Consider the following 13,449-nt stretch of genomic DNA (forward strand, 5'->3'; position numbering starts at 1 on the left):
ATGTTAATGATAACCATTATCGAAATGGTGTGGCGAATGAAAAGGATATAATCATGGCGAAAACACGTATCGAAAAAGATAGTATGGGTAATGTTGAAGTACCCGCGGACGCGCTGTATCAAGCACAAACACAGCGAGCCGTGAATAACTTTGCGGTTAGTGACCAGACGATGCCTGAGGATTTTATTCGCGCGTTAGCCATGGTGAAGCATGCAGCGGCAACGGCTAACGAAGAGCTGGGCTTACTGGATGGCAACATCGCACATGCGATTCGCCAAAGTGCCGAAGCCATCATGGATGGTGAGCATTTAGCGCAGTTTCCCGTTGATGTATTTCAGACCGGCTCAGGCACTAGCTCAAACATGAATATGAATGAAGTGCTGGCAACCTTGGCTTCTGAAAAGTGTGATGAAACGGTCAGCCCCAACGATCATGTCAATATGAGCCAAAGCAGTAACGACTCTATTCCTACGGCTATCCAAATCAGTGCCACTTTGGGCTGTGAAAAAGCCTTACTTCCCGCGTTAGCGCATTTACGAGACGCGTTACAGGAAAAAAAAAGCAAAGTCGGCCATATTGTGAAAACGGGTCGTACCCATTTGATGGATGCGATGCCTGTGACTCTTGGCCAAGAGCTAGATGCTTGGACTCAGCAGGTCGAACACGCGATGGTACAAATTACCCAAAGTCTATCATCGGTGCGCGCACTGGCTCAGGGTGGCACGGCAGTAGGGACGGGAATCAATGCTCATCCATTATTTGCCGAGCGTTTTGCCAAAGCAATCTGTGCGTGTAGCCACTCCTCATTCACGGCGAGCGAGAATCCTTTTTTTGCGATTGGTAGCCAAGATGCGCTGGTGGCATTGCACGGGCAGTTGAAGACAACCGCGGTTGCGGTCATGAAACTGAGCAATGATTTACGTTGGATGAACTCGGGCCCACTTGCCGGGCTAGGAGAAATTGAGCTAGAGGGGTTACAGCCGGGATCGTCTATTATGCCGGGGAAAGTGAATCCTGTTATTCCAGAGTCCGCTGCTATGGTTGCTGCGCAAGTGATGGGCAACGACACTACCATCACGGTGGCGGGGCAGTCGGGGAATTTTGAGCTGAACGTGATGTTGCCTGTGATTGCTGCCAACTTACTGCAAAGTATTCGTCTATTGGCGAATGCAGCTCATCTGCTAGCAGATAAAGCGGTGGCGACCTTTAAAGTGCGAGAAGATAACTTACAGTCAGCGCTAGCCCGTAACCCTATTTTAGTGACGGCGCTTAACCCAGTTGTGGGTTACCTTAAAGCCGCTGACATCGCGAAAAAAGCGTATCAACAAGGCCGCTCTATTTTGGATGTTGCGGAGGAAGAAACGGATCTCGGCCGCGAGCATTTGTCGCAATTGCTTGATCCAGCCAAGCTCACCGAAGGCGGTATCGCTGAATAAATATTAGGGTGGGGGCGCAACAACAACACGGTTGCGCCCCGTCTTTTTGGCCTGATATAAGCAATCATCGGCTCGGTCAAAAACACGCTCTGGATGAACATCGTCAGTGTGGTTTTCAGCCAAACCGCAGCTGACGGTATAGGTAAGTGACTGGTCATCAATGTGAGAAACACTAGCGGCGATACGTTCTCGGATCCGTTCTGCCACATGAGTGGCATCGCGTGCGCACGTGTTGCGAAAGATGACCACGAACTCCTCACCGCCATAGCGAGCGACTAAATCGTTCTGGCGTACTGTGTCTGTGATGATGCCAGCGACATCTTTCAATACTTGATCCCCAGCAAGGTGGCCATAGTTGTCATTGATCTGTTTAAAGCGGTCAATATCGATAACCGCTACTGTGTAAAAGTAACGTGCGCGTTTAGCGAACTCATGCTCGATGGCTAATTCGGGTAGTAGACCGTAGCGGTTCACGGTACCGGTTAATGGATCAAGGCTCGCTTTTCTTTGCCAACTATCTCTAGCTGCCACAGCGTTTCTTAGTTCTGAGGCATGGATAGATATACTGATACTAACGAGCACTGTCGTGAATACGTAGATTAATAAAGCCAGAATGCCATCATCAAGATCTGGAATCGCAAAAGCGCCTAGACTGTGCGGGACCATCACTAAGATCGAAGTAATCAGGATCACAAGCGAAATGAGCAGTGTTCGCCAATACCCAGACGATGCAATATAAACTAGTAATGCGAGGATAATAAAAATAGCACCGGGGAAATAGGAAAAGCCCGCGATTGCGAGCATCAGAGCGCTTAATGTCATGCCCGTATTCTTTTTGTTTATCTTATCTAATTGAAACCCACCTCGTCGCCAGGTTGTGTAAAGACTCACCCAGATCAATAGAGACGTTGTATAGGTCATTGAGAATTCGATATATAGAAACTTTAATCTTCCCGGGATGAGCTGGTTATCTATATAGAGAGGCACCGATACGAGCAAAATCATTGCGACTGAGGGAATGAAGCAGGCGATAAGAATAAAGCGAAACAAGACACTCACGTTATCTAAGCAGTGCTGACACCGAGATACCCATAACTTTGCGGAGATAAACGCGATAACAGTAAGTAGGGCGCCAAATAAGAGCGACACTGCGACGTGCAAATCATCAATCCGAGAGGTGGCGGCGAGAGAGTGGCCAAGCGCACTGGTGATTAAAAATGGCACGAATAGTTGTCGACCGTAGTGATAAAATAGAACGACCGCGAGACCACTCGCAATATTAGTCAGTGTCGAGGTATGCACATCTACTAATACAGCAATATATCGCATATCAACCCAGATAAGGGCGCCGTAAACTGCGACCCAGAGCGCTAAATAGGAGAATGAAAGTGTGGATGCCATATGTCTCCTACAAGGTGTCGCCGATGATGAGCATTTTCAGTGCTTGATATAAACCACTTGATGGTGATGGAGTAAATATAGCAGAGCCGGCATGCACCGGCTCGGCAACCTGAGGAGGGGTGGGTTAATCTAGTTTCTTTAACGCGACGGCGTTCATACAAAAACGTAATCCAGTCGGTGGAGGACCATCGGGAAACACATGTCCCAGATGAGCATCACAGCTGGCACAGGTGGTTTCAATGCGTGTCATTCCGTGACTGGTATCTTTATGATATGCGATGGCGCTATCTTCGGCCGGTTGTGTGAATGAAGGCCAGCCGGTACCAGAGTCAAACTTCTCATTCGCATCAAACAACAGTGTGCCGCAACAAACGCAGCCGTATAGGCCTGGCTCAAACAAGGTACACATGCCAGAGCTAAAAGCACGTTCAGTGCCCTTTTGACGCGTAACGCGATATTGCTCGTCGCTGAGCTGTGACTGCCATTGTTGATCTGATTTTTCCACCCGCTGGCGCGGCGCCACATTACCTTGTTCGCTTCGTGTGACGATCTCTTGCCATGTCAGCATGATGTCGATCCTCTTGTGTGGCGGGCAACTGCCCGTGCTACAAAAACGCGTAGTGTTATGAATCTGAGTGCGCGATGCAAGTAGTACGGTGATGATTCGCTTTTAAGATCAAAGTTAAAGTGTGCCGATACCCCATCGTAATTCATCGTCTTGATCGTCTCGCACTTGGTCTAAATAGCCCTCTAAGTGTTGCTCAATCAGTTCGTCAGATTGCGAGAAAAAGGCAATATGAAAGACCGCATCCCCTTCATTGACAACAGGGAGAGTTTGTTGGCCAATCAAAATACCGCTTTGCGAGGCTTTGATTTCCACTTCATTGCTGCCAGCTGGGTCGCTGATGATACCGAGTATTTGTCCCTTAGTAACTCGTTCACCCAGCGCAATATGACTACGAAAAATCCCATCAGCTTCAGCGCGTACCCATCTCGTTGCACGTGCTGTGACGGGTTGATAGGGCAGCGCGCGCCGAGATTGACGTAGCATCCCCAAATGACGCATCACTCGAATGACACCCCGCACGCCTGCATTAATAGCGTAAGGTTCAAATCGCAGCGCTTCCCCTGCCTCGTAGGTAATGACTGGAATACCGATCGCTTCTGCTTCGGCACGGAGAGAACCATCACGTAAGGCGGCATCAACCATTACGGGAGCTGCAAAGGCTTTCGCCATCTCTGCCGCTCCTTCATTATCAAGATTGGCGCGGATTTGAGGCAGATTGGTGCGATGAATCGCTGCGGTATGAAGATCAATGACGTGCGTACACTGACTGATCACTTCATTAAATAATTGATATGCCATACGCCCGGCAATGGAGCCACGCTCGGAGCCGGGGAAAGAGCGGTTTAAGTCCCGTCGATCGGGTAGATAGCGGGACTTGTGAATAAAGCCAAAGACATTGACGACGGGAATAGCAATCAAGGTGCCACGAAGCTTTTCGGTATCGACTTTGGCTAATATTTGACGAACAATTTCAATCCCATTGAGCTCGTCGCCATGAATGGCGGCGCAAACAAGCAGAATAGGACCCTCTAACTTGCCGTTTAACACTTCAATGCTGACATTTAATGGCGCGTGAGTGTATAGGCGCGCCATTTCCAGTTCCAAGCTGGCATGCTCGCCAGCTTGGATTGTTTCGCCACCGATATCGATGGCATTGTTTTTTTTAGCCCTTGCCACGTGTGCGTGTCCTTTGGGGTTTAGCCGTCTTTTCAATATACTCGACGATCATGCCCGCGACATCTTTTCCTGTTGCTTTTTCAATGCCTTCTAGCCCAGGAGAAGAGTTGACTTCCATTACAAGGGGGCCGCGCTCGGAGCGAAGAAGGTCAACCCCTGCCACGTTAAGTCCCATCGCTTTCGCGGCCGCGATCGCGGTTCGACGCTCGGCTGGCGTAATACGGACAAGGCTTGCCGTTCCGCCACGGTGTAGGTTAGAGCGAAACTCGCCCGGTTGCGCTTGACGTTTCATCGCGGCAATCACCTTATCACCAATCACAAAGCAGCGAATGTCGGCACCGCTAGACTCTTTAATGTATTCTTGCACCAAAATATCCGCTTTTAAGCCCATAAAGGCTTCAATCACACTTTCTGCGGCTTTTTTCGTTTCAGCGAGCACGACGCCAATACCTTGGGTTCCCTCCAACAGCTTGACCACCACGGGCGTGCCACCCACCATAGTCAGCAAGTCAGCAATGTCACCGGGCTTACTGGCAAACCCCGTATGAGGCATGCCGATCCCTTTACGTGACAACAATTGCATTGAGCGTAATTTATCGCGAGAACGACTAATGGCAACCGACTCATTGACGGGGAATACGCCCATCATTTCGAATTGGCGCAGTACCGCGCAGCCATAAAAAGTAACGGATGCACCAATTCGAGGAACGATAGCGTCGAATCCTGATAGCTCCTCACCGGCTAAATGAATCATCGGCTGCGTTGAGTTGATGCTCATGTAGCAGCGTAGCGCATCAATGATTTTATATTCGTGACCGCGTTGTTCGCAGGCTTCTATCAGGCGACGCGTAGAATAAAGATTTTTGTTACGCGACAGAATGCCTATTTTCATGGTTTAACCGCTCCTACTTACCGAGCAAAAAAGAGTGCATGGGATCGACGGTCATTTGTCCCGCCATGGCTGTGCGGCCGAGTAGCATGCGAAAACGCATGTTGTCTCTTGCCGTTAGTGTCATTTCTATCGGGTAGCGTAATGTACCCGCTTGAAGTGTGGTTTGTATGACATACCTAAGCTGTTCATGACCTCCCGAGTCGCGAACAACGCGTCTGGCTACCACTTTGGCTTCAGCTTGGACGTGTGTTTCATCGTCACCTTGGTGAGGGTGAACCCAAAAGCGAACCCAAGCTTCTCCCTTTTGGTCGAATTCTTCGATCTTAAACGTATGCAGGCAAGAAGTCCGTGCTCCGGTATCAATTTTGGCTTTCACCCTAGCAATACCTAGGTCGGGGAGGGCGACCCACTCTCGCCAGCCGACGCTGACTTTAGGTGTTTTGTGTTGCACAGTGTTCATTTTGATCCGCTATAACAAAGTCCCTTCCTCTACCGTAGAAGGGATTACGATTACTCGTGGTAAGAATCTGAAAAATAAGCGATGATGTGTGATAACCATCGCATACATTTACTACGCATTGACGCAGATCTTATCGTAGTGTCAGCAGTATGAGGTGCACGCGGGTGCGCGCACTTACCGCTTTGCGGCAATACGAGAGAGTCTGGGATTCGTCGTGGCAACGTCATGGCATCTCTGGGCAGGGCGACGAAATAATAGTCGCTAAATACGCCGTGATGGCGTCAGAGAGCACACGAAAAGTTTCATGAAGGAAATACCATGCAAAACAGTGATAGACAAGAAGTAATTGAGGATTTGCTCTCAAAAGTTGATGAGGGAACGCCCGAAGTGGCACAAGAGATCGAGCAAGCCCACAGTCTTGATGACCTCGCTCTATTACTTGAGTCTTTGCCCGTTACTGATCGTGTGAGTTTTTGGGAGCAATTATCGCCTGCAATACAGCTGCCGGTGTTGGCGGAAATGCGTGCTGATGCGAGTGAAGCGATTATTCGCGCAGTGGATGAGGTTCGCCTGCATGACTTGTTTGCGGAACTGGATGCCGACACCTTGCTGGAGCTGCAAGATGTGCTCACCGAACCTTTGCTGGAAGAAGCATTGGGGCGCATGGATACGGAGCAAAAGCAACGTTATGCCTCTGCTCAGCAATATGCAGATAGCGAGGTGGGTCACTGGTGTGATCATCAACCATTAGTGGTACCCGCCAAAACAAAAGTGAATGTCGTGTTGCGTTTATTGCGCCGTGTGATGCCGAAATACTGTGATCATGTGTTCGTGGTTGATAGCCGTGGCGTATGGGTCGGTGCGGTGCCGATTAACAAACTCTTTGGGGCCGATGGCGTATTAAAAATCAGTGAGTTGGTGCGCGAACAATTCCCGAGTCTGAATGCTCGCGAGGATATTTATGTGAGTGCCGATAAGGTTGCTAGCAGTGAGGAAGTTGCCTTACCGGTGCTAGACGATGGTGGGATGTTGATTGGCCGGCTTGATCTCGGTACCGCGTATGAAATGCAAGCCGAGCGAGCTGAAGCACAAATTATGGCGACGGCGGGTTTGGATGAAGATGAAGATTTATTCTCCCCGGTGATGAAAAGCGCGCGCAACCGTGCATTATGGCTTGGGGTTAACCTGATGACGGCTTTTCTTGCTTCTTGGTTTATTGGTTTATTTGAAGCAACCTTACAACAAGTGGTCGCGCTGGCGGTATTGATGCCCGTGGTGGCGTCAATGGGTGGGATCGCCGGAAGCCAGACGCTAACCTTGATTGTGCGAGGCTTAGCATTAGGACAAATATCTAAAAGTAACTTAAGGCCGCTATTGAACAAAGAGCTGCAAGTGGGGTTACTAAATGGTGTACTTTGGGCGATAGTGATTGGTTTGATCGCCGGTTACTGGTTTAACAGCTGGGGACTAGGGATGGTGATTGGTGCTGCTATTGTCGCCAATATTATCAGTGCCGCCTTGGCGGGTATCTTTCTTCCGGTCATTCTCGATAAGCTTAAAATTGATCCGGCGCTTTCAGGATCGGTCATTCTAACCACGGTGACGGATATTGTTGGTTTTGTTGCCTTCCTTGGGTTAGGAACCTTGTTTTTGCTGTAAACCTTTACCAAGAAAGCAGGGATTGAAAAGCGCTCGCCGTAACGACGAGCGCTTTTTGTTATGAGTTTGCTGGTGGCGCGGGAGTATCTGAGGCAGCAGCGTCGGCGCTCTCTGGCCGTTTTCCGTCAGCGGCAGGGAGCAGTTTTTCGCAATAAAGCGTCATAATGTCTTCCCGTATTAATTGTTCGAGCTCGGCGGCGCGTTCGGTCGGACAGAACAGGCGGACGTGAACATGCTGTTCGCCGGTGTCGGCATGAGACAAATAAACGTGGGGCTCTGGACCAGGTAAATCGACACCCGCATGACGCTCAATCACATGGTTATAACGTCGAGCGACATCAAGAAAATCCTCGCTATGATCGTCAATACGTGCCAGCAGCGCGGGAATATGGGGATACAAATTAATATCGCCACGGATCACCAAGTGAAAATGATGATAGACATAGCGCTTCATAAAATTGAGATTTTTCACTGTGGTAGAGAAAAACAGACTATTTGGTAATGTCGCGGTTTTTCCGGTGTAGCAATAGTGCCCATGGTGGGTGTCAATTTCTTGAATTTTGGTCGCCATCAAATTGTGCTCGATCACTTCGCCGCGTGAGTTACCCACTTCAATCCAATCCCCGATACGAAATGATCGAGAACTAGCGCGTTGAATGGAGCCGGTAAAGCACAAGATAATTTCTTTCGATGCCACCACGACAGCCACTGCAATGGCAGTCAGCGAGAGGGCAAACTCGCTAATTTCCGTGTTCCAGAATAAAAATAAAAACAGTAACAGTAAGCTAAACGCCCCATTTTTAGTGCGAGATATCCACTTACGTTGATCTTCACTGAGAAAGTTACTGTCACCGCGAATATGACGCAGGATCAGGCGGCGAATAACGCTCACAACGACAACGACGCCGATGGTGGTCAGTAGCTTGTTATCGACCAACAGTTGGGCAATATTTTTTAACTCAGATAACAAAGTTGCTCCCTATTGTTTATTTCCCGAGCTTTGGCGCTATTCTGCCCCGTTGGCGAGAAAAATAAAACGTAAAGTTGCCGATACCTCAGGGCGAGGTATCGGCGTGTGAGGTGGGTGCTAATCTGTCATCAATTTGCTTTGTTGGATCATGGCATCAATCACTGAAGCGCTGAGCTCCTGGCTACTCAGGCCACTAATATCAATCTCGTAGGCTGCCGCCATATCTGCCACGCTGAGGTTCTCGAACACCACGTGCTGGTCGATTTGATTATCGCCTGCAGAGGCAATGTATAAGGTGGCTTCACCTTGATCGTTGTCCTCAAGGGTTAGATAGTCTTCAAGGCTTGCACCGGCTTGGTCTTCATCAATCAGCAGCTCGGAGAGATCGAGAGTGTCTTTTTGTACATCAAAGTCCGTAATGCGATCGACCGCTTCTGCGCCGACAGAGCCTTGGTCACCGTTTAAAAATGCGAAGGTGTCTGACCCAAGCCCGCCAGTCAGCGTATCGTCACCTTTACCGCCAATCAGCAAATCATCGCCAAGGCCGCCATCAAGCGTGTCATCGCCGAGATTACCAAGAAGGCTATCATCTCCCGCATTACCAATTAGGGTATCGTCGCCTGTACCGGCGGCGAGAATTTCACTTTGATAGCTGCCTTCTAGTGTTTGGTCATCAATGGCAATAATATCGACCAATGCACTGTCCACATAACTGCCGTTAGAGGTGGTGTATTCAAATTGATGTTCAGGCTCTGGCAACACCGCGTTCGAGCTATCCAAGGTAAGATAAATCTCGTAGCTTTCGGTCGTATTTAAAGCATTGTTGGAGACGATCTCAAAGTAGTAAGTGCCTTGTTGACCGGCGGTAAAGCTATTGCTGCCAGTATCTGGATTGAGAGTATCCAGCAGCTGTTGGTTTTGGTCATAAACCCTAACGCTGAGATTATTCAACCACCGATCATCATCAAAGAGTAAAGTCTCGTTTTGGTAGAGGTCCATTTTTGTCATGTCACTGTCGGTACCGTTTTGGACCGTACCTGTCAGAGCTGCGTTGGCACCATAGTTGCCGGCATCAATATGCGCCCATACCTCCTGTGTCATGGTTCCGAACTTACCACGGTCTAGGCTCTGTGCCTGTGCAAACGAGTTGGCGAAATCGCCCAGTTCGGATTCCGCAATAAACTCGGAGTCGTTACCGATTGGATCAAGGAAGGTTTGCGGACTCATTGCACTATCGGGCGTGAAGATGATGTCATCCGTGCCAGCTACCGACCCTTGTACCGCGTTACCGGTGGCTGTAATTGTGCTGCCCATCGATGGAATATCGTTATGGGTTAAGGCCAAACCGGGAATGACGATCGGACTACCATCGTGAATATTGGTAATCACTATATCGTGATTAGCATCAAGCCGCGCCTCGTAGTAGAGGTTAATGGCGACATTGACGTTGCTGGTATCGCCATCGTTGTCGGTAAGCGTTAGTGCTATTTGCTCTTGCTCGTTGAGAATATCTCTGTCGACCGCCACGCGATAGTCGTATTCGCCGGTATCAAGGTTGATGGTGAGGATACCACCTTTTTCGGTTTCAAAGGTCTGCTGTGCGCTGTCAGTCGCCGGATCATAATTGTACGTTTGTCCATCTAGGGTGAGCGCGGAGATATAACCACCGTCAGCCCCGAATAAGGAAACAGTATTGCCGTCATCATCCATCAGCACGAGGCCGCCTGACACTTGTCCACTTTCAATGGTTTGTAGCAGCGAGTAGGCGAGTTCATTTTCATCGGTGACCAGCAATACGTTGTCACTGGTACTTCCCGAACTACTTGCCGCGATGGGAGTTAGTGGCGATGTTGTAATACCGTCTCCAACCCCGACACTGAAGGACTCGTCAATACCTTGCGTACTCACATAGTTTTGCCATGCGTTTTGCAGGCTGCTGTTGTTTTCAAAGTCATCATTGGGCATCCCATCCGAGATAAAATAAGAGATGGTTTTATCCGCAGTCAGCCCTGAGGTATCGACAGTATTGATGATCTCGTTAAGCGCATTATCGTATCGGGTCCCGCCACCGGCATACAGGCCCTCGATTGCGTCTAATGCGCTGCCGATATCGTTAAGCATCCAACCTGAAGACTGGGCTTCACTCGAAAATGACACAATTTGGATGTTGAGATCGCCGAGCTTGTCGTATTCCTCCACCATAGATTTCAGTGCGGCTTTGGTTACTTCCATTCGAGTCGGTGAGTTTGGATCATTTGGATCAACCGGATCGGCCATACTGCCCGAAAGGTCAACGGTAAGAATCAGGTTAAAGGTCGAACTACTCTCTGCCGTGGCGTACAAGGCACTTTCGATGTTGTCAGGTGTAGGCGCATCATCTTGGACGTTGATGGTTAACGTTGATGAGCGATACGTGGTAGACGCCGTCGGATCATAGGTGGTGTAGGTGAAGGCTTCGCTCACGTTATCACCACTGGTGGCATTATTGAGTGTATAGTTGTAGTCACCCGCACGATAACCTTGGCTGTTGTCTTGGTTATAAACAGTCAGGGTGCCACTGGCGGTGGTGAGGGTTAAAACCCCATCACTGCCAAAACTCTGCCCGTTAACTTGATAGAGGTTAACATTGACGCCAATCCCCGTGTCATTATCCAACATGTTACCTTGGGTAGTGTGACTATTATCGTCGTTCACCAACCCTTGTTCGCTGACTGAAGCAATATCGGCGTTTAACTGGGTGTTGTTGTCATGGCCGAGTGTGAGCTGCGCCTGACTGGTATCACCATCGCTGTCGGTGAGGGTATAGGTGAATGCCTCATCATCCAAGGTGCTGGCATCTGTCGTCGATGGCACGGATGATTGATACAGGTAGCTGCCGTCAGGTTGAATGGTTAATTGTCCTTGCGATGTGGTAATCACAGTACTGCCGTTGACTGCATAGGTGGTGCCATTAAAGCTAACCGCGGTCACCGTGGTGGTATCCGCCCCAAGGGTATCAGCACCATCGCCAGCAGTAATAACGTTACCGCCTGTCGAGGCACCAGAGGCCACACTATCACTATCATCATGGGCAACCGGCGCGGAGTCGCTCACATCAAAGGTCACGGTTGTCCACTCGTTATTCTCGCTGCTTTGGTAGGAGAAGCTGTCATAGACTTGACCGCCGCCTGCATGATTCACCGCCGGTGCAGTATAGGTAAAACTGCCATCGGCATTGACGGTCACACTGCCGCCCAATGCGGTGGCGATGGTGGCAGGGCCGATCACAATTTCACTGTCACCATTTTCTCCTTGGCTAGCATTGGTGGCAACACGGGTGACAGTGGCCTGTGTGTCTGTATCGTTGCTAATCAACCCGTCGACACTGGCAACGCTACTGGTTTGCCCTTCGGTCAGCGCAAAGCTGTCATTTTCTAAATTCAACGTCACGGTGGTTGATGCCTGATCCGTGCCGTAGGTACTGATAGCGGTAATCGATAGCGTAATGCCAGTAATATCGGCAGGAGAGGCGAGATTGAGGCCACTCAGTTGCGCGTCCGTGAGCAGCCAATCGCCGCTGCTTGCCTCTTTTGTTCCTGCTGATAATACTGCATCATCCGGTAAGCCGCTGATTCGATAAGTGAGTGTTTCACCCGTTTCATTAGCGGTGCCGGAGATTGTTAAAGGCGAAAGAATGGCTCGAGACCCACCCGCTCCGGGATCAGTGGCGGAGATTTGTCCTGCGCTGTCGATATAAGTCAGTGATTGATCGCCACGGCTGACTGTGAGGGTAGGCGCAGTAGCGACCCCTTCGATGTTGAAGGTGACATCGTGGGTTAGGCTCGCATTTTGGGTATCGGTGGCGCGGAAGCTTACTGTCTCTGTCCCACTCCAATCGGCGACCGATGAAATGGTTGCGATACCATTCGCATCAATAGAGACGGAGACCCCACTAGGCACATTCGCCACATCAAAGCTTAACGTATCATTGCTGTCGACGTCCGAAAATACCGTGTTTAGATCAATGGTATAGCTAACAAAATCCTCTTGCAGAGTTTGTGTTGAAACGGCTTGAGTCAATATGGGGGCGTCATTAGTACCGGTAATGGTGATCGTGATCGTGATCGCTTGCTCGACACCATTAGATACGGCTACGGTGATTACATCTGTTATCGATTGTCCATTATCGAGATGTTGTACCGCAGCCTGGTCTAGCGTATAGGTCCATGTATTGTCACCATTAAGCACCAGTTGGCCGTAATCACCATCATCAACCACACTCAGAAAGTTAGTATTACCCGCATTGTTGACTTGAATAGTCCCAGTGGCTGTAACGGGAGAATCGCCAACATCGCCTTCAGTGACAGAGCCTGTAAAGGTACCGGTTATTGAGGGGTGTGCCTCTGCTGTGCCTGTAATCGTAATTGTAATCGTTTGTTGAGAGTTATCACTGGCTGTAACTGTAATCTCGTCTGTGACGACTTCAGCGGCAGCAAGGCTTTGAACCGTTGTTTGATCCAGCGTATACGTCCACTGCCCATTCACTAACTCAAGTTCACCGTAATCCCCGGATATCACAGTATCTGGAAAGGATGGAGTATCACTACCATCAGCATCCGTAATGGTTAGCGAGCCAGATACGGTGACTGGATCATCACCGACATCGCCCTCTACGACAGATCCTGTAAAGTCACCAGTAATCACCGGTGCATCCTCGCTACCGGTAATGGTGATGACAATGGCTTGCTCTGTGCCATCAGAGGCAGTGAGGGTAATGGTATCCGTCACTTGATCGCCGGCATCCAAATTCTGCACGGCAGATTGATCGAGGGTGTAGGTCCAGTTCTCACCAACTAGTTCCAGTGAGCCATAGGAGCCTGTCTCAGTGGTATCCGCAAAGGTGGGTGC

The 13,449-nt window shown here is 49.6% G+C and carries 9 protein-coding genes; 2 read left to right on the forward strand and 7 right to left on the reverse strand.

Annotated elements, in window-relative coordinates; genetic code table 11:
* Nucleotides 1-50 precede the first annotated feature (50 nt).
* The gene (locus BZJ18_RS10595; protein ID WP_108743143.1) at nucleotides 51-1,436 is read left to right on the forward strand and encodes a class II fumarate hydratase; all 1,386 of its coding nucleotides are present in this window, start codon (nucleotides 51-53) and stop codon (nucleotides 1,434-1,436) included.
* A 3-nt stretch (nucleotides 1,437-1,439) separates the two neighbouring features.
* Here the strand turns inward: BZJ18_RS10595 and BZJ18_RS10600 are convergent, their stop codons facing one another.
* The 5 genes from BZJ18_RS10600 to BZJ18_RS10620 form a co-directional block, all read right to left on the reverse strand.
* Entirely contained in the window at nucleotides 1,440-2,837 is a 1,398-nt protein-coding gene (locus BZJ18_RS10600; protein ID WP_077456613.1) for a GGDEF domain-containing protein, read from the reverse strand.
* A 124-nt stretch (nucleotides 2,838-2,961) separates the two neighbouring features.
* Nucleotides 2,962-3,405 carry a peptide-methionine (R)-S-oxide reductase MsrB gene (gene msrB, locus BZJ18_RS10605; protein WP_069590400.1) on the reverse strand — a complete coding sequence of 148 codons (444 nt, stop codon included), beginning with the start codon at nucleotides 3,403-3,405 and terminating at the stop codon, nucleotides 2,962-2,964.
* 114 nt (nucleotides 3,406-3,519) lie between these two features.
* Entirely contained in the window at nucleotides 3,520-4,581 is a 1,062-nt protein-coding gene (locus tag BZJ18_RS10610; protein ID WP_077456615.1) for a succinylglutamate desuccinylase/aspartoacylase family protein, read from the reverse strand.
* A complete protein-coding gene (gene rimK, locus BZJ18_RS10615) occupies nucleotides 4,568-5,473 on the reverse strand; it encodes a 30S ribosomal protein S6--L-glutamate ligase (RefSeq protein ID WP_069590396.1) in 906 nt (301 codons plus the stop codon). Before rimK ends, BZJ18_RS10610 begins: the two co-directional genes overlap by 14 nt.
* Nucleotides 5,474-5,486: 13 nt before the next feature.
* Nucleotides 5,487-5,933 (reverse strand): ATP-dependent zinc protease family protein, encoded by a 447-nt coding sequence (locus BZJ18_RS10620; protein WP_077456617.1) that lies wholly within the window; start codon nucleotides 5,931-5,933, stop codon nucleotides 5,487-5,489.
* 318 nt (nucleotides 5,934-6,251) lie between these two features.
* On the opposite strand from BZJ18_RS10620, the gene BZJ18_RS10625 reads away from it, so the two are divergent.
* Complete coding sequence (locus BZJ18_RS10625) at nucleotides 6,252-7,592, forward strand: magnesium transporter (RefSeq protein WP_077456619.1); 1,341 nt, start codon at nucleotides 6,252-6,254, stop codon at nucleotides 7,590-7,592.
* Nucleotides 7,593-7,650: 58 nt separating this feature from the next.
* Here BZJ18_RS10625 and BZJ18_RS10630 read toward each other — a convergent pair whose 3' ends face one another.
* Both BZJ18_RS10630 and BZJ18_RS10635 read right to left on the reverse strand, forming a co-directional pair.
* Complete coding sequence (locus BZJ18_RS10630; protein ID WP_077456621.1) at nucleotides 7,651-8,562, reverse strand: mechanosensitive ion channel family protein; 912 nt, start codon at nucleotides 8,560-8,562, stop codon at nucleotides 7,651-7,653.
* A 117-nt stretch (nucleotides 8,563-8,679) separates the two neighbouring features.
* Nucleotides 8,680-13,449, reverse strand: a 4,770-nt coding sequence (locus tag BZJ18_RS10635) for a VCBS domain-containing protein (RefSeq protein ID WP_131825280.1), incomplete at its 5' end; no start/stop codon positions are given.

It is taken from the genome of Salinivibrio sp. IB872, from assembly GCF_001995345.1.
In the GTDB taxonomy this organism is placed as follows: domain Bacteria; phylum Pseudomonadota; class Gammaproteobacteria; order Enterobacterales; family Vibrionaceae; genus Salinivibrio; species Salinivibrio proteolyticus.